This is a genomic window from Iamia sp. (assembly GCF_035575815.1).
Taxonomy (GTDB): Bacteria; Actinomycetota; Acidimicrobiia; order Acidimicrobiales; family Iamiaceae; genus Iamia.
Map to the genome: position 1 here is coordinate 1 of NZ_DATLXO010000157.1, position 16,804 is coordinate 16,804.

At 73.2% G+C, this 16,804-nt stretch carries 18 protein-coding genes; 13 read left to right on the top strand and 5 right to left on the bottom strand.

All coding sequences use genetic code 11. The features are described from left to right. The first annotated feature begins 350 nt into the window (after positions 1-350). From VNL12_RS16290 to VNL12_RS16310, 5 genes are all read left to right on the top strand, one after another. The gene (locus VNL12_RS16290) at positions 351-1,790 is read left to right on the top strand and encodes an NAD(P)H-hydrate dehydratase (protein ID WP_325595997.1); all 1,440 of its coding nucleotides are present in this window, start codon (positions 351-353) and stop codon (positions 1,788-1,790) included. A 31-nt stretch (positions 1,791-1,821) separates the two neighbouring features. Beyond that, complete coding sequence (locus VNL12_RS16295) at positions 1,822-2,262, top strand: CBS domain-containing protein (protein WP_325595998.1); 441 nt, start codon at positions 1,822-1,824, stop codon at positions 2,260-2,262. A 28-nt stretch (positions 2,263-2,290) separates the two neighbouring features. After that, complete coding sequence (alr, locus tag VNL12_RS16300; protein ID WP_325595999.1) at positions 2,291-3,448, top strand: alanine racemase; 1,158 nt, start codon at positions 2,291-2,293, stop codon at positions 3,446-3,448. Positions 3,449-3,544: 96 nt separating this feature from the next. After that, positions 3,545-3,862, top strand: coding sequence for a tRNA-queuosine alpha-mannosyltransferase domain-containing protein (locus VNL12_RS16305; protein ID WP_325596000.1), 318 nt, complete (start codon positions 3,545-3,547; stop codon positions 3,860-3,862). Further along, positions 3,859-4,710, top strand: a complete 852-nt coding sequence (locus VNL12_RS16310) for a P1 family peptidase (protein WP_325596001.1) — start codon at positions 3,859-3,861, stop codon at positions 4,708-4,710. The genes VNL12_RS16305 and VNL12_RS16310 overlap by 4 nt, the downstream gene beginning before the upstream one ends. Positions 4,711-4,880: 170 nt before the next feature. Here the strand turns inward: VNL12_RS16310 and VNL12_RS16315 are convergent, their stop codons facing one another. Next, positions 4,881-5,750 (bottom strand): hypothetical protein, encoded by an 870-nt coding sequence (locus VNL12_RS16315; RefSeq protein ID WP_325596002.1) that lies wholly within the window; start codon positions 5,748-5,750, stop codon positions 4,881-4,883. A gap of 206 nt (positions 5,751-5,956) precedes the next feature. Between VNL12_RS16315 and tsaE the strand changes: the two genes are divergently transcribed. From tsaE to VNL12_RS16340, 5 genes are all read left to right on the top strand, one after another. Continuing rightward, positions 5,957-6,481 carry a tRNA (adenosine(37)-N6)-threonylcarbamoyltransferase complex ATPase subunit type 1 TsaE gene (gene tsaE / locus VNL12_RS16320; RefSeq protein ID WP_325596003.1) on the top strand — a complete coding sequence of 175 codons (525 nt, stop codon included), beginning with the start codon at positions 5,957-5,959 and terminating at the stop codon, positions 6,479-6,481. Next, on the top strand, positions 6,475-7,203 hold the full coding sequence (gene tsaB / locus VNL12_RS16325; RefSeq protein WP_325596004.1) for a tRNA (adenosine(37)-N6)-threonylcarbamoyltransferase complex dimerization subunit type 1 TsaB: 729 nt from the start codon (positions 6,475-6,477) through the stop codon (positions 7,201-7,203). The genes tsaE and tsaB overlap by 7 nt, the downstream gene beginning before the upstream one ends. Further along, on the top strand, positions 7,203-7,820 hold the full coding sequence (rimI, locus tag VNL12_RS16330; protein WP_325596005.1) for a ribosomal protein S18-alanine N-acetyltransferase: 618 nt from the start codon (positions 7,203-7,205) through the stop codon (positions 7,818-7,820). Before tsaB ends, rimI begins: the two co-directional genes overlap by 1 nt. Further along, positions 7,817-8,839, top strand: a complete 1,023-nt coding sequence (gene tsaD, locus VNL12_RS16335) for a tRNA (adenosine(37)-N6)-threonylcarbamoyltransferase complex transferase subunit TsaD (protein WP_325596006.1) — start codon at positions 7,817-7,819, stop codon at positions 8,837-8,839. Before rimI ends, tsaD begins: the two co-directional genes overlap by 4 nt. Positions 8,840-9,029: 190 nt before the next feature. Beyond that, positions 9,030-9,827 (top strand): DUF427 domain-containing protein, encoded by a 798-nt coding sequence (locus VNL12_RS16340; protein ID WP_325596007.1) that lies wholly within the window; start codon positions 9,030-9,032, stop codon positions 9,825-9,827. 135 nt (positions 9,828-9,962) lie between these two features. Here the strand turns inward: VNL12_RS16340 and VNL12_RS16345 are convergent, their stop codons facing one another. Next, complete coding sequence (locus tag VNL12_RS16345) at positions 9,963-11,114, bottom strand: methyltransferase (protein WP_325596008.1); 1,152 nt, start codon at positions 11,112-11,114, stop codon at positions 9,963-9,965. Between the two features lie 175 nt (positions 11,115-11,289). On the opposite strand from VNL12_RS16345, the gene VNL12_RS16350 reads away from it, so the two are divergent. From VNL12_RS16350 to VNL12_RS16360, 3 genes are all read left to right on the top strand, one after another. Beyond that, complete coding sequence (locus VNL12_RS16350) at positions 11,290-12,081, top strand: ABC transporter permease (protein WP_325596009.1); 792 nt, start codon at positions 11,290-11,292, stop codon at positions 12,079-12,081. Then, a complete protein-coding gene (locus tag VNL12_RS16355) occupies positions 12,074-12,907 on the top strand; it encodes an ABC transporter permease (RefSeq protein ID WP_325596010.1) in 834 nt (277 codons plus the stop codon). Before VNL12_RS16350 ends, VNL12_RS16355 begins: the two co-directional genes overlap by 8 nt. 202 nt (positions 12,908-13,109) lie before the next feature. Further along, the gene (locus tag VNL12_RS16360; protein WP_325596011.1) at positions 13,110-14,129 is read left to right on the top strand and encodes an ABC transporter ATP-binding protein; all 1,020 of its coding nucleotides are present in this window, start codon (positions 13,110-13,112) and stop codon (positions 14,127-14,129) included. Between the two features lie 136 nt (positions 14,130-14,265). On the opposite strand, the gene VNL12_RS16365 is transcribed toward VNL12_RS16360, so the two are convergent. From VNL12_RS16365 to VNL12_RS16375, 3 genes are all read right to left on the bottom strand, one after another. Next, the gene (locus tag VNL12_RS16365) at positions 14,266-14,763 is read right to left on the bottom strand and encodes a GNAT family N-acetyltransferase (RefSeq protein WP_325596012.1); all 498 of its coding nucleotides are present in this window, start codon (positions 14,761-14,763) and stop codon (positions 14,266-14,268) included. After that, positions 14,760-15,038, bottom strand: coding sequence for a DUF1778 domain-containing protein (locus tag VNL12_RS16370; RefSeq protein ID WP_325596013.1), 279 nt, complete (start codon positions 15,036-15,038; stop codon positions 14,760-14,762). Before VNL12_RS16370 ends, VNL12_RS16365 begins: the two co-directional genes overlap by 4 nt. A gap of 203 nt (positions 15,039-15,241) precedes the next feature. Further along, entirely contained in the window at positions 15,242-16,741 is a 1,500-nt protein-coding gene (locus VNL12_RS16375) for a Fic family protein (protein WP_325596014.1), read from the bottom strand. Positions 16,742-16,804 lie beyond the last annotated feature (63 nt).

Here is a 16,804-nt window from a genome sequence, read left to right on the forward strand (position 1 = left end):
GAGCGCGGCGACGCGTCGGGCGGGGACGTTGACAGGTCGGACACGGCTCACCTCCGAGGCAGAAGCGACGACCACCACCGGTGGGCGTCGAGCAGGAACGGGGAGAGGACCGCAACCCTGGTCCTCGAAGGGAGAACCGCATCGTATCGAACGTCAGTTCGCTCTGTCAAGCGGCAATCCCACGTGCACCGTGTCGAGCAGGGTTCCGGTGAGTGATGCGGTCGGTGAAAGGGGCGAGGGGTGGGTGGACAGTACCGAGCACTCGCGCCGAGGCCCCGCCCAGGTGGCCGCCAGCCCGGTGCCTCACGCGCCCGGCCGCGGCGCCGGCGCTCACGGGGCACCATGGCGGCGTGATCCCGGTCGTGACCCCTGAGGAGATGGGTGCCATCGACGCCGCCGCGGCCGAGCCGACCGACGTGTTGATCGACCGGGCCGGCGCCGCCGTCGCCGGCCAGGCCCTTGGCCTCCTCGGCGGGGCGTACGGGCGTCGGGTCGTGGTGGTGGCGGGGAAGGGCAACAACGGGGCCGACGGCCGGGCCGCCGCGGAGCGCCTCACCCGTCGGGGCGTGCGGGTCGAGGTGCTCGACGCCGCGGACCTGCTCGACGAGCTCCCACGTTGTGACCTGTTCATCGACGCGGCCTACGGCACCGGCTTCCGGGGCGACTGGCACCCGCCGAAGGTCGCGGCGGGCACACGGGTGCTCGCGGTTGACATCCCGTCGGGGGTCGATGGCCTCACCGGCGAGGTCCACGGCGCGCCATGGACCGCGGTGCGCACGGTCACCTTCGCCGCCCTGAAGCCCGGTCTGCTCCTCGGCCGGGGTCCCGAGCTCGCGGGCGATGTCGTGGTGGCCGACATCGGCCTGGACGTGACCTCGGCCCGGACCCACCTGGTGGAGTCCGTGGACCTCGCCCGGTGGCTGCCCGAACGGGCCCGGGATTCCCACAAGTGGCGAGCGGCGTGCTGGATCGTCGCCGGATCACCGGGGATGACCGGCGCCGCCCACCTCTCGGCGGCCGGGGCGCAGCGGGCCGGGGCCGGCTACGTTCGCCTCTCGACGCCCGGCCTGGCGAGCGACCCGGGCGCTCCCACCGAGGTGGTCGGCGTCGAGCTCCCGGCCGACGGGTGGGCGGCCACGGTGCTCGCCGACCTCGACCGCATCGCCGCGGTGGGAGTCGGCCCCGGGCTCGGCCCCGACCCGGAGACTGCGATGCAGGTGCGGGCCCTGGTGGGCGCCGCCGACCGGCCGTTCGTGGTGGTCGACGGCGACGGCCTCTCCGCCCTGGCCGACGACGTCGAGGGCAACGTGACCCAGCCCCGGCTCCGGCTCGGCGACGACTCGTCCAGCAACGACACGGCTGACGGCGGGCCCGACGGCGCCGTTCAACCGCAGGGACCCACCGTCGTGCTCACGCCCCACAACGGGGAGCTGGCCCGCCTCGGGGCTGACACCGCGGCGCCGGATCGGCTGGCCGAGGTGCGGGCCCTGGCCGCCCGCCGCCACGCGGTGGTGCTGGCCAAGGGGTCGACGACAATCGTGGCCGACCCGCAGGGCCGGGCGCTGATCGTGACCGCGGGCGACGACCGCCTGGCCACCGCCGGCACCGGCGACGTGCTCACCGGCGCCATCACCGCCCTGGTGGCCCAGGGGATCGCACCGCTGGAGGCCGCCGCCGGCGCGGCCCACCTCCACGGCCGGGCCGGCGCCCTAGCCTGGCGCCGAGGCCTGGTGGCCGGCGATGTCGCCGCCCACCTGCCCGCCGCCCTGGCCGAGCTCCCGGAGGACTGACGTGCCCCGATCCCTTCCCGTGCGTGACGTGATGACGACCGACGTCGTCACCCTCGGCCCCACCGACGAGGTGCGGACCGCGATGGCCGCACTGGTCGAGCGGAGGGTCGACGCCGCCCCCGTGATCGACGCCGAGCGCAAGGTCGTGGGTCTGCTCAGCACCGGCGACCTCATCGTGGCCGAGGGCCAGGTCCACGTGCCGACGGTGATCAGCCTGCTGGGTGCGTCGTTCGAGTGGCCCGGCGAGCGCAAGCGCTTCGAGGAGGACCTGCGCAAGGCCGTCGGCGGGATCGTCTCCGACGTCATGACGCCCGACCCCCACACCATCGGCCCCGACGCCACCCTCGAGGACGCCGCGACCCTTCTCCACACCCACGACGTGTCGCGCCTGCCGGTGGTCGACGACGACGGGCGCCTGGTCGGCCTCGTGGCTCGCGGCGACGTCATCCGGGCGATGATCGCCGAGGACTGACCGGCCGTCTGCGCCGGAGCCGCCGACCATGGACATCGCGACGATGGCGACGGTTCCGGCGCGCCCCACGTGGATCGAGGTCGACCTCGCCGCCGTGGCCCACAACGTGCGGGCGCTGCGGGCCCACGTCGCGCCGGCCGCGGTGTGGTCGGTGGTGAAGGCCGACGGGTACGGCCACGGTGCCGTGCCCGTCGCTCGGGCCGTGCTGGCGGCCGGCGCCGAGGGATTGGCGGTGGCCCTCGTCGAGGAGGCCGAGGAGCTGCGCAACGCAGGCATCGTCGCTCCGGTGCTCCTGCTGTCGGAGCCGCCGCCGGGTGCCGTCGGACGGGCTCGGGCCGCTGGCGTGGAGCCCACGGTGTACTCCGCCGAGGTCGTCGCGGAGTCGGCGTCGGTGTCGGCGGGCGACAGCGCCGGGCCCTGGCCCTTGCACCTGAAGATCGACACCGGCATGCACCGCGTCGGGGCGCAGCCCGACGAGGCCGTCGCCCTGGCTCGCGCCATCGATGCCGACCCGGGCCTCCACCTCGCGTCGGTGTGGACGCACCTGGCGGTGGCCGACGAGCTCGACGCCCTCCTCACCGAGGTCCAGCTGGCCCGCCTCGATCAGGTCTGCGCGGCGATCGTCGCCGCCGGGGTCGCCGTGCCGTGTCGCCACGCGGCCAACTCCGCCGGAGCTCTCGTCCACCCGGCGGCCCGCCTCGACCGGGTGCGGTTCGGCATCGCCGTCTACGGGATCCCGCCCGCCCCCGGGCTGGACGGCGGCGTCGACCTGCGGCCCGCCCTCCGCTTCGTGTCCCAGGTGTCTCACGTCAAGGTCGTCGCCGCCGGGGAGGCCGTCAGCTACGGCCAGCGGTACCGGGTGGCGCACGACACCACCATCGCGACCGTGCCGGTGGGCTACGCCGACGGTCTGCGCCGGGCGCTGGGGACGGCGGGAGCCGAGGTGTTGATCGGCGGGCGCCGGTGGCCCATCGCGGGCACCGTGACCATGGACCAGATCACCGTCGACTGCGGCCCTGGATCGTCGGTGGCCCGGGGCGACGAGGTCGTGCTGATCGGCCGCCAGGGAACTGAGGTGATCTCGGCCGAGGAGTGGGCCGACCAGCTCGACACCATCGCCTACGAGGTGACCTGCGGCCTCGGACGCCGAGTGCCCCGGCGGACCGCCACGGATTCGCGAGGATGACGGCCATGCGCGCCGCGACCCGCACCCTCCTCGGCCTGAGCGGCGTCGCCGTCGCCGGCGTGACCTCCCCCGGCGCAGGGGCCTAGGTCAGCAACGGTGCGGGTCCTGCTCGTCGAGCCGTGGCTCACCGGGTCCCACCAGGCCTGGGCCGAGGGCTTCGCGGTGCGCAGCGCACACGAGGTCCACGTGGTCGCCCATGACGGCGCCTACTGGCGCTGGCGCCTGCGCGGGGGTGCGGTCACGCTGGCCGAGGCGGCCGCCGTGGTGGTGGCCGAGCACGGCCCGCCCGACCTGGTGCTGGCCTCATCGATGCTCGACGTCCCGGCGTTCTGCGGCCACGCCCGGGCCTGGATGGGTGAGACGCCCATCGCCCTCTTCCTCCACGCCCCTCGCCGAGCCGTGCTGAACCGGTGATCACCGACGTCGACGGCGTTCTGGTGGGCCACTGGAGCGACACCGAGGCGCGCACCGGCTGCACCGTGGTGCTCCTGCCCGAGGGCACCACCGCGTCGGTCGAGGTCCGGGGGGGCGCGCCGGCGACCCGTGAGCTCGACCTGCTGGCGCCCGACCGCCTCGTCGACCGCATCGACGCGGTGCTGCTCACCGGGGGCTCGGCGTTCGGGCTGGCCGCCGCGGATGGGGTCATGGGGTGGTGCGAGCAGCGGGGGAGAGGCTTCCCGACGCCCGCCAGCCCGGTGCCGATCGTCCCGACCCTGGCCCTGTTCGACCTGGCCGTGGGGTCCGCCTCGGTGCGTCCCGGACCGGCGCAGGGCCGGGCCGCCTGCGCCGCGGCGACCGGTGGTTCGGTGGACCATGGTGCGGTCGGGGCCGGGTGCGGTGCGACGGTGGGGGGGTGGCTCAGCCCGGCTGCGCCCCGGGCCGGGGGACTCGGCGGTGCGACCGTCCGGGCCGGGGCGCTGGTGGTGGCCGCCCTCGTCGCAGTCAACGCCCACGGGTCGATCGACCTCGACGGTTCCGGCCTGGACGGCATCGAGGACGTCGTGCCCCAGCTGGCCCCCGCGCCCCTGGGCAACACCACCATCGGGGTGATCGTCACCAACGCCGTGCTCGACAAGGTGGGATGCCTCGTGGTGGCCCAGGGTGGTCACGACGGCTTGGCCCGCAGCCTGGTCCCGGCCCACTCAAGGGTCGACGGCGATGCCCTCGTCGCCGCCGCGACCGGCGGCGTCACGGCCCCGGTCGACCACGTCCGGCTGCTGGCCGTCGCCGCCGTCGAGCGCGCCGTGCGTTCGTTGGCCTGACTCACCCGGATGAATCAGGGCTGCGACGGCCGAGGTCGCAACCTCATCGGTCACGAACGCGCCTCGGCCGATGCGCCTCCCCCCGCAGAGCGCACCGACCGAGAATGGGTGGGGAGCGCCGGACCGTGCCGGCCACCAGCGGTCCCCGAGGACTGGGGTGAGCGCCGGGCCTAGAGGCCGCCCAGGCCGGTGCCGGTGCCGAGCGGCAGCTGATCGCCGTCGAAGGCGACGTCACCGTTGACCAGGTCGATGGCGTCGAGGTCGGTGTTGGCCGCCATGTAGTCGAGGGCCCGGCTCAGGTCCGACACACCGTTGCTGCCCGCCAGCGGGGCGATGGCGAGGGTGCTGAGGACACCCAGGGCCCGGCCCTCGGCGTCGAGGAAGGCGCTGCCGGAGTCACCGGGGATGCCGGGGGTGACGGTGTAGACGGGGTGGGTCCAGCCGTCGCTGGCGCTGCCGAGGCTGATGCCGGTCCTGGGCTTCAGGAGGTCGAGGCCCTGGCGCAGGCTGGAGTTGCCGTAGCTGTAGACCCGCTCACCGGCGGCCACGCCGTCGGTGTTGAGGCCGGTCGGGCCGCCCCAGTGGGGGATGGACGGGTTGACCTTGGCGTGGTCGGCTGGGTCGACGCGCACCAGGGCGAAGTCGTTGAAGTCACAGGCGTTGGGGTCGGTCTCGCCCACGGCCTGCATGGTGCCCCACGAGCTGTAGACGAGGCTGCCGGGCGCATCGGCGTTCTCGATCTCGACGGGTGTGCCGAGGGGCAGGGTGCCGGCGTCACAGCCGTTGGTGTCGGTGGCGGCGCCGAGGCCGGCGCAGTGGGCGGCATAACCGATGTACACGTCGACGGAGTCGGTGAAGATGAAGTTGCCGGTGCACTGGGCACCGTCGGTCACCATCTCCGCCCCGGGGGTGATGGTGGCCTCGTCGGCCGAGGCGAACGTCGGCGCAGCCCCCGCGGGAGAGGGGGACACGAAGGCGACGAGGGCCAGCGCGAGGGCGGCCGTGAGGGCGACGAGTCGTGGGGTCTGGGCTCTGGTCATGATCGGTGTGTTCGACAGGAGGCGACGGACCCCTTCTTCGATGTCGAACGTTCGGCGCCGGCGATCGCCCTGGATGCTTCGCCCGCGACTGGGAGCGGTGCGGCGGTACGCTCGGCGGGTGCCCGAGTCGCATCGGGGACCGCGCTGCTCGCGACGGGTAGCACGGTCCGCCCCGCCCGCCATGACCCCGCTCCCCGCTTGATCCCGTGCTCGCCCGCACCACGACGGTCCACGACACGCGCGCCCTCGCCGCCTCCCTGGCCGAGCTGCTGCGCCCGGGCGACGTGGTGCTGCTCTCGGGCGAGATGGGCGCCGGCAAGACCGCCTTCGCCCAGGGCCTGGCGACGGGGCTGGCCATCCCGTGTCGGGTGACGAGCCCCACCTTCACCATCGCCCAGACCTACGAGGGCGGGCGGCTGCGGGTCCACCACCTCGATGTGTACCGGCTCGAACACCTCCACGAGGTGCTCGACGTGGGCCTGGGGGAGATGATCGACGAGGGTGCGGTCGTGGTCATCGAGTGGGGCGACGCCATCGAGCCCGTGCTGCCGGCCGACTACCTCGAGATCCGCATCACCTTCGCCTCCCTCCCGGCCGAGGCGGAGGAGGCGCAGCTCGACGCGTTGGCCGACGAGCGACGCTGGCACCTGCGGCCGGTGGGTCCGCGGTGGTCAGCCCGCGCCGATGGCCTCCGGGCCACCTTGGCGCGCTGGGAGGACCCGACGTGTTGATCCTCGGCATCGAGTCGGCCACAGCCCAGGTGGGCTGCGCCATCGGCGGCCACGAAGGGGTGCTGGCCTCGGCCCACTCGGCCCGCACCCGGCGCCACGCGGAGTCCCTGGCTCCCTCCATTGCCTTCGTGGCCCAGCAGGCCCGTGTCGAGCTCTCGGAGGTCGGCGCTCTCGCCGTCGACATCGGCCCCGGGCTCTTCACCGGGCTGCGGGTGGGGGTGGCCACGGCCAAGGCCCTGGCCCAGGCCCTGCGGGTTCCGGTGATCGGCATCTCCAGCCTCGACCTGCTGGCCTTCCCCGCCCGCTTCTCCGACCGGGTCATCGCCGCGGTGATCGATGCTCGTCGTGGCGAGCTGTTCTCCGCCCTGTACCGCCAGGTGCCCGGCGGGGTGCAGCGCATCACCGAGCCCCGGGTGAGCACACCGCAGGATCTTTGCGCCGAGCTGCAGGCCCACGGCAACGACCTGCTCCTCCTCGGCGACGGGGCCCTCCGCTACGCAGAGGACTTCCACACGCTCGGGGGGGCCGAGGTGTGCACCCACGGCCACACCCACCCCTCGGCCCGTGACCTCGTCCTGCTGGCGCACCACCAGGCCCTCCGCGAGGAGTGGGTGCAGCCCTGGGAGGTCCGGCCGACCTACCTGCGCAAGCCCGACGCCGAGATCAACTGGGCGACGCGAGCCGGCGTGCCCGGCCCGCGCCCGCCCGAGGCGAACCCCTGATGGCCGCCGCCGCATCTCCGGGTCCTCCGGACGCCGACCCGTCGCCCCCACCGACCGCCGCCGTCACCCCTCCGGTCGGGGAGGAGGGGCCGGTCGTCATCACCCCGATGCGCCGCCGGCACCTCCGCCAGGTGCTGCGCATCGACCACGCCGTCTATCCCCGGCCGTGGTCGCTCGGGCTGTACCTCGGGGAGCTCTCGGTCGCCGACGGGCGCAGCTACCTCGTCGCCCGCCGGGGCGTCACCGTGGTGGGCTACGCCGGGTTGATGGTGATCGCCGGCGACGCTCACGTCACGACCGTGGCCGTCGCCCCCGCGCAGCACGGCCAAGGCTACGCCACCCGATTGCTGGTGGTGCTGATGCGGGAGGCCATCGCCCTCGGCTCGCAGCGGGTGACGCTCGAGGTGCGGGCGTCGAACCGGGGAGCCCAGGCCCTCTACAGCCGCTTCGGCTTCGGACCTTCCGGCGTGCGGCGGGGCTACTACGTCGACAACGGCGAGGACGCAGTGATCATGTGGGCCATCGATGTCCACACCGACACCTACGCGGTCCGCCTGGCGGGCATCGAGGCCTCGCTCCCGAGCCCGAGCGTCCTGCAGGGGGTGCGCACGGCATGACCGACCGGTCCTCCCCGACGGTCTCCGACGAGATGCCGGTGCTCGGCATCGAGACCTCGTGCGACGAGACGGCGGCTGCGGTCGTGGTCGGCGGCCGCCAGATCCTGTCGTCGGTCGTCTCCAGCCAGGTCGACATCCACGCCCGCTACGGCGGGGTCGTGCCCGAGGTCGCGAGCCGGGCGCACGTCGAGCTGCTGACCCCGGTCATCGCCGAGGCCCTGATCGAGAGCGGCGTGCCCGATGCCGAGATCGGCGCCGTCGCCGCGACCCACGGGCCCGGCTTGATCGGCGCCCTGCTCGTCGGCGTGGCCACCGCCAAGGCCCTCGCCCTGGTGTGGGACGTGCCCTTCGTGGCCGTGAACCACCTCGAGGCCCACCTCCACGCCGCCCTGCTCGATGACCCCGACGTGGAGCTGCCGGTCGTGGTGCTGCTCGCTTCGGGCGGCCACACCCTGGTCGTGGCCATGGACGCCCCGGGGTCCTACGAGGTGCTCGGCGGCACGCTCGACGACGCCGCCGGTGAGGCCTTCGACAAGGTGGCGCGCTACCTCGGCCTCAGCTACCCCGGCGGGCCCGCGATCGACGAGGCGGCGACGACGGGCGACCCCACGGCCATCGCCTTCCCCCGCTCCATGATCGACGATGGGCTCGACCTGTCGTTCTCCGGGCTGAAGACGGCCGTGATCAACCACTGTCGCCGCCACCCCGACGTGGTCACCGCCGATGTGGCCGCCTCGTTCCAGGCCGCGGTGGTCGACGTGCTCGTGGCCAAGGCCCTCCGGGCCGCCGAGCAGACCGGCGCCCGGGGCGTCTGCCTGGGCGGTGGGGTGGCCGCCAACTCGCGGCTGCGCCGGGTGCTCACCGAGGTGGGCGAGGCCCGAGGCCTGCGGGTCTCGCTGCCCACCCCGGCCATGTGCACCGACAACGCAGCGATGGTCGCCGCGGCGGGCTGGCACCGCCTGCGCACCGATGGGCCCAGCCCCCTCGACACCGGTGCCATCCCCGGCCTCGGCCTGTAGGGCCGACCCGTCGACCGTGCGGCTCGGCCCGCACCACGTCTGTCGTGGGACGGTTCCCACGGCGCGGTGAGCGACCACGACGGCTCGGCGGGTCGGTCACGGAATGCCTCGTCGTCGGCCTCCGTTGGCCAGAGGCGGACAGTTGGCGCCTCCCAGGCCTCAACGCCCCGACCAGAGGTGACGACCCCCCATGACCCTGACCCTCGGTACTGCCCCGCTCGGCACCAGGCCCCCCGGCACCGCCAACTACGCCATCGACGGCCCGGCCCACCGCCTCCTGCTCACCGACTTCCCCCGCCGGGCCCGGGCCACCTTCGGTGGCGAGACGGTCCTCGACACGACGCGGGGCCACCTCCTCCACGAGAGCAACATCCTCCCGGTCCTCTACGTGCCCGAGGCCGACGTGCGCCAAGACCTCCTGGTGCCCGCGGACCTGTCGACGCACTGCCCGTTCAAGGGCGATGCTGCCTACTGGTCGATCGCCGTCGGTGCCCACACCGCCGAAAGCGCGGTGTGGGCCTACCCTGACCCGCTGCCCGCCGCCAACTGGCTGAGCGGCCTCCAGGCCTTCACGTTCGACGCCCTCGATGCCTGGTTCGACGAGGACGAACCGGTCGAGGGGCACCTGCGAGACCCGTACCACCGCGTCGATGCCCGGCGCAGCAGCCGTCGGGTCCGGGTGCGCGTCGGCGAGGTGGTCGTGGCCGAGTCGGCCCGACCGGTGGTCGTCTCCGAGACCGGGTTGCCCAACCGCGTCTATGTTCCCCTCGCCGACGTGCGCTCCGACCTGCTGACCTCCTCCACCAGCCGCAGCCACTGTCCCTACAAGGGGTGGGCCACGTACTGGTCGATGATCGACGGGCCGGCCGACGTGGCCTGGAGCTACGAGGAGCCCTTCAGCGATGTCGCCGTGGCCGCCGGTCACCTGTGCTTCCTCGGCGACGACGTCACGACCGAGGTCGACGACGCCCCCGCCTTGGGTTCGTAGGCCTGATCACCGGTGGGTGACCGCAGGACCATGAGCGAGGACCTGCGGCCATCACTGCGCCGGCGCCTGAGCGCGACAGCACGGTCGGTGCCGCGAGGTCAGGTCGAGGCGGTGGCGTCAACCTGGGCGGAGTCGTCAGGGGCGACGGGCGCGCAGGACGACGAAGCCGGGGTTGGAGCCCACGACCGTGCTCCGGCCGAACAGCTTGGTGAGCTTGGCGTTGTAGGCGAGGTGCCGGTTGCCGACGACCCAGAGGTCGCCGCCGGGTCGCAGCACGTCGCGGGCCTCGGAGAACATCTGCCACGCGGTGGCGTCGCCGACGGCGTGATCCTGGTGGAACGGCGGGTTCACCACCACCAGGTCGGCATCGGTCAGGGGCGGGCCGGAGGCGAGGTCGCCGAGGCCGTTGCCGACGACGAACCGAGCCTCGCGGTCCGCACCGAGGTTCGTGCGAAAGGTGGCCTCGGCCGACGCCACCGCCAGCGACGACTCGTCGATGAAGGTCACCTGCGCCTGGGGATCTCGGTCGGCGATCGTCAGGCCGACGACGCCGGTGCCGCACCCCAAGTCGACGACCCGACGGTGGTCGCCCGGTGCCGGCAGGTGCGCGACCAGGAGGCGCGTGCCCACGTCGAGCTTGCGGGCCGAGAACACCCCGGCGTGGCCGACGACGGTCCGACCGCCCGGCTCGAGGCGGAAGGTGCGGGGCCAGGGGCTGGGGCCGGCGACGAGTGCCGGGTCCCGTTCGGGGAACACGAGGCGCGCCTTGCGCACCGCCCGCGAGGTACGGGTCGGCCCGACCAGGCGCTCGAAGAGCTCGAGGGTCGAGCGGTGGACGTGCTTGGTCATGGCGGCGGCGACGACCGTTGCGCCCTCGTGGAGCTTCGGCGCCAGCAGGTGGAGCTGGTGTTCGAGCAGGGCCAGGCTCTTGGGCACCTTGATCACGGCGACGTCGACTCGGTCACCCACGGCCTCGACCGACTCGACGAGGGTGACCGATCCGGGCTCGATGCCGTTGGCCTCCAGGTTGGCGGCCGTGGCCCGCCGGGCCAGGTAGGAGTCCGACACCGAGGTGGGGCGGTGCTCGGCCAGGCCCGCGGCCAGGGCGCCCCACCCGTCGTTGAGGATCGCCACCGCGCCGTCGAGGTCGAGGCCGTCATCCTCCCGTTCGGCCAGGTGGCGCAGCAGCAGCTCGTCGGCTGCGTCCCAGGCCCGTAGCGGGTCCTTCGGGTGGGCGGGGTACCGGGCCAGGGCGAAGGTTCCCCGGGGTGCGTTCAGCCGGTCCATGGACCGGCTGACTCTACGCCGTCCCCGCGACCGACCATCGCTCCCGAGGTCTGGCGCGTGTGGGCGCGTGAATGACCAGAACGCGCCACACCGAGTGCGTTCCGGCGCCGGGGGCGGGATTGCTGGTTCCGCAAATCGGTCACCTCGGTTTGGCCTCGTTGCGTAGGGTCCGGCCGTGCGGACCTACGTCGAGGTGGCCCGGCGAGCCTTCCGCCGCTTTGCCACCTACCGGGGCGCGACCGGTGCCGCCCTGTTCACCAACCTGGTGTGGGGCGTCCTGCTCTCGACGGTGGTCTCGGCGGTGATCCGCAACCGTGGCGGCGCATCGATCGACGGCTACGACGAGACCGCGCTGATCACCCAGGTCTGGTTGGCCCAGGGGATGCTCGGCGTGGTCAACGTGTCCAACCGCAGCCCGGACCTGAGCGAGCGCATCCGCTCGGGCGACGTGGTCGTCGACCTCTACCGGCCCGTCGACCTGCAGGGGTGGTGGGCCGCGGTCGACGCCGGGCGAGCCGGGTTCGAGGTGCTGGTGCGCTTCATCCCGCCGGTCCTCGTCGGGCTGGCCTTCGGCGCCCGGTTGCCCCGGCTCATCGACGCCCCGGCGGTGCTCGTGGCCCTGGCGCTGGCGGTCGTCGTGTCGTTCGCCCTGCGGTTCCTCGCCGCCGCCAGCGGGTTCTGGCTGCTCGACGCCCGCGGCGTGGAGCGAGCGCTGATGACGGTCTGGTTGGTGGGGGCGGGGATGACGCTTCCGCTGCCCCTGCTGCCGAACGGTCTCGAAGCGGTGCTGCGGCTGTTGCCGTTCGCGGCGACGGTGCAGCTCGTGTCCGACGTGTGGACGGGCACCGCCCGGCCCTCGCTGCCCGCCGTGCTCGGCGTGCAGCTGGCGTGGGCCGTTGCGCTGGTCGGAGCGGGCCGGGTCGTGCAGGCTCGCGGCACCCGCCGGGTGGTGGTGCAGGGTGGCTGAGGAAACGACCGCCGTTCGCGCCGGCATCGGCCCCGCCCGACTGTACGGGCGCCTCGTCGGGGCCGAGGTCCGCTCGACTGCGGAGTACCCGGCCTCGTTCCTCATCGGCGTCCTCACCAGCGGGGCGCTGATGATGCTCGACCTGGTGGCCGTGCTGGCCGTGTTCGGCAACGTCGACGCCCTGGCCGGGTGGACGCTGACCGACGCCCTGGTGCTCTACGGCATGGCCCAGACCAGCTTCGCCCTCGCCGACCTCTTCGTTGGCCACCTCGACGACCTGCCGGCGTGGATCCGCTCCGGGCGGCTCGACACCTTGTTGCTGCGCCCCCGCCGGGTGCTGTTCCAGGTCCTCGCCGGCGACGTCGACCTGCGCAGCCTCGGCAAGCTGCTCCAGGGCGTCGTGGTGCTCGTCGTCGCCCTCGCCGGCGCGGGCGTCGAGTGGACGCCGGCCCGCGTCGCCCTGCTGGCGGTCGCCCTGCCGGCGGGGGCGGTCATCTACGCCTCGGTGTGGGTCGTCACCACGTCGATCACCTTCTGGCTCGTCGACTCCCGCGAGGTGTCGGCCGCCTTCACCTACGGGGGTCGCCAGTTCGCCACCTACCCGCTCGGCATCTACGGCGAGTGGGTCCGTCACCTGGCCCGTCTCGTGGTGCCCCTCGCCTTCACCGCCTACTACCCGACCGTCGGCCTGCTCGGGCGCGAGGACCCGCTCGGCGCGCCGGCCGCCCTGGCGTGGGCCGGGCCGGGCGTGGCGCTGGCGGCCGTGCTGGTGGCGGCCGTGGTGTGGCGCACCGGGGTTCGCTCCTACCGGAGCGTGGGCGCGTGAGCGAGCCCCAGGGCCGCCCCGACGGAACCCGCCGCCACGGAACCCGCCGCCACGGAACCCGCCCCGACCGTGCGGCCGCGGCCCGTGGCCGCCCATCCATGGCGAACTGGCGCGCGACGCGGTCGCTAGGGCGACCGCGTCGCGCACCACTTGGGGCGACGGGCCGTACGACGCGGTGGCCACCAGCATCGGAGACCCCCCGATGAGCACGTGCGACGACACCGACGTGCTCATCGAGCTGCGCGGCGCCGAGAAGGTGTTCGTCCAGCGTCAGCGCAGCGGTGGGTTCCGACGCATCCGGCGCGAGGTGCGGGCCGTCGACGGGATCGACCTGACCGTGCGGCGCGGGGAGGTGGTCGGCTACCTGGGCCCCAACGGGGCGGGGAAGTCGACCACCGTGAAGATGCTCACCGGCATCCTCGTCCCCTCCGGGGGCACCGTGCGCGTCGACGGGCTCGACCCGAACCGGCACCGCACCGAGCTGGCCCGGCGCGTGGGCGTGGTGTTCGGGCAGCGGTCCCAGCTGTGGCCCGACCTGCCCCTCGTCGACAGCTTTGACCTGCTGCGCCACATCTACGACGTGCCCGCGGCGGATCATCGGGCCCGTCGGGCCGTGCTCGACGAGCTGCTCGACCTGGGCCCGTTCCTGGGCACGCCGGTGCGCCAGCTGTCGCTCGGCCAGCGCATGCGCGGCGACCTGGCCGCCGCCCTGCTCCACGGGCCCGAGATCGTGTACCTCGACGAGCCGACGATCGGGCTCGACGTGGTGGCCAAGGACCGCGTGCGCCGGTTCCTGGCCCACCTGAACCAGGAGCAGGGGGTGACGGTCCTGCTCACCACCCACGACCTGGTCGACGTCGAGCGGCTGTGTCGCCGCGTGGTGGTGATCGACCACGGGCGGGTGGTCCACGACGGCGACCTGGCTGCTCTCGTCCGCTCGACGGGGGCGACCCGCACCGTCGTGGTCACCTTGGCTGAGCCGGTCGCGCCGCTCCGCATCGAGGGCTGCGAGGTGACCCGGGTCGACGGGGTGCGCCAATGGCTCCGCCTCACCTCCGACGCCGTGTCGGCCGCCGCGGTCGTGGCTCGGGTGATGGCCAACGCCGAGGTGGTCGACATCGCCATCGAGGAGCCGGCCATCGACGAGGTCATCACCGCCGTCTACGCCCGCTCCCAGCCCGCCCCGCCCACGGGGCCTGGCGGGGACCGGCGGCCGGGTTGACGGCCGAAGCGGCGGGCCTCCACCCTGCTGCACCGGGCTCTTCCGGGAGGGCGACTCGATTCAGAGCGCGGTCACCTACTGTCTGGCCCGACGGAATGGAGAACACCGATGGCGCGTGACGACTGCCCGGAGGGCGTCACGGCCATGGCACGCCGAGCGCCTGCGCGGCGGTGCTCAGCTTCATCACCAGTCTCCGTGGGTTGTTCGGCAGGGACTGGAAGTCGTGGTGCTCGTAGAAGCGCCGCGCCGCGTCGTCGATCGCGTCGACGACGACGATGCGACCACCGGCCTTCCGGGCCGCCTCGATGACTGTGCCGAGCGCCACCACGAGGAGATCGGCACCAAGGCCCTGCGCCTGGATCGACGAGGCGACGGCGAGCTTGGCCAGCAGGATCGCCGGGATCTGACCGGGCGCGCCCCGTCCCAGCTTCGGTGGTGCCTCGTCACGGTTGAGGAAGTGCGGAGCGAGAGCGAAATACCCGACGACCGCCCCCTCGGCGTCGATGAGCACGTACGTGCGGGTGCCTTGGCCGGTTGCCGTTCGAGCGTGGCGTCGCAGCCATTCGTCGAGCTCGTCGTTCCCGCAGCGGAACCGGTCGAGGTCGTGGTCGGCGAGTGGCTCGACCCGGCTCACCGGGCCGTGATCCGCCGCTGCCGGCGGGTCCGCTCCGCGGCTTTCGCGAGGCGCGGTGCCCGCTCGGGTTGGTCGAGCGCCGCCAGCAGGTCGTCGAAGTAGTCGGCCGGGACGGTGGTGGTCGTCGCCTCGGCCATGATCTGGTCGGCCCGTTCGACGGCTGCGCTGACCATGAACGCCGAAACCGAGATCCCCGCAGTGGATGCCGCGCGTTCGATGCGGTCACGTTCCTCGGGCGATACCCGTGCTTCCATGCGGTCGCTCTTGACAGCCATGACGCCTCCACTCGATGTACGGCGCATTGTACGGTACATCGCGAAGCTGCGTTCAGCGCTATGGGAGGCCGCTACGCCGATGTGGTCGAAGACGCCAAGCCCTACCGGAGCTGATGCGCCTCCGAGAGGCCAGCGGTGAGCAGCGATGACGCAACGGGGGATCAGCGCTTCGATGAAGCGGATCGACAGTGGCAGCCGTGCCTTCAGGTCGGCTGGCCGGTCGCGATGGCCGGGTCGTCGGTCGCGGGGTCGAGGAGCTGAAGACCTCGAGTCTCGGCGTCGTCGGCGTCGAGGAACGCGTTGGTGCGATCGAGGAGCCGGCGCGTGACAGCGAGGCTCGACCAGTCCATGCGGGCGGTCCAGCGACGCACCCGGTCGAGGTAGGTGACGAACAGGTCAGGGCGATCCTGGCGACTGAGCCGGCGCAGCGCGCGCAGGTAGTCGTTCCGTGACACGGTCGGGATCACTGCCCGCTGCTCGTCCCCCGCGACGTACTCGGCGTTCATCACGGCACGCGCCAGGCGACCGTTGCCGTCAGCGAAGGGGTGGACCTCAGCGACGAGGAACGCGGCGAACGTGCCCCGCTGGGTCGGAGTGGTGAGTGATGCGAGGATCTCATACCCCCGCCGGAGCGTGCCCTCGACCAGCTCGGGTGCGACGAACACCGTGTTGCCGGCCTGGTTCGGGTCGACTTTGAACCGACCCGGTCGCTTGTCGTGCCGGCCGCCGAGGATCACGCGATGCCAGCTCCGGAGCAGCTCGAGGAAATCGTCAGCCGACGCCGTGCGGCGACGGAGCTCGGCCTCGTCGGAGACAAGCTGGTGGGTCCCGAGGACGTCGTGGGCATCATCGGGGCGCGCCGCGGGGACCTCGCCCTCGAACACGATGCGCTCGGCCTCGTCGGGGGTGAACTCGGTCCCTTCGATGAAGTTCGAGAAGTACGCCTCCCAGAACGGCAGAGTCGCGCGCCTCGGCGCATCGATGGGCAGGGCCGGGTGTGTCGTCATCACGTCGCGCAGGTAGTTGGCGAGCAGCTCGAAGCGGAGGGCCCGACCCTGGTCGAACGGGACTCCGGCCGCTCGAGCCCCCATCGCGACCGAACCAGATGTCGAGTCACGCGTGCCCCGGGCGGCACCCACGATCTCGTTCAGCGTCTCGACCCTCGTGGGCGACGCGCCGAGTGCCTCAGTGAGCTGTTCGGCGGCATCGCGGTAGGCGCTCACCTGCTCAACGCCATCGACGGCCGAGAGATGGTCGATCCAATCCGCCAGCTCGGCTCGTGACAACGTGGCCGGTGGCCGGTCCCCGCGCTTGCGGGTCGGCCTCGTGTTGTCGAGAAGCGCCCGCGGTCGCGATGCGAGATGCACGCCGGCTCCGATGGCGATGTCGCCCTCGACCGCACCGGGGCCCTTCCGCGACACGACGGTCAGGCCGGGCAGCTCGAGCGCTCCCTCCCGAACGGAGGCAACGAACAGGTAGCCGTCGTGGGGTTGCGCCCAGACGGCGGAACGGTCGGTGACCGCGGCGCCAGGGAACCGTCGGCCCACGATCTCCCGCCAGGAACGGCGGACGACATCGGTAGGGTCGGCGCCGGTGTCGACGGAGTAGATGCCCCGGGCGAGCCGCACCAGCTCGTTCCGCGCCACGCGGTCGTGGATGGTCGAACCGGGCAGGTCCTCGGCGAAGATGATTGCGTTATTCATCGGTTCCTCCGGGCTGCCCGAAGAAACTAACGGATAATCGTCCGAGCCCGAAGAACATATCTG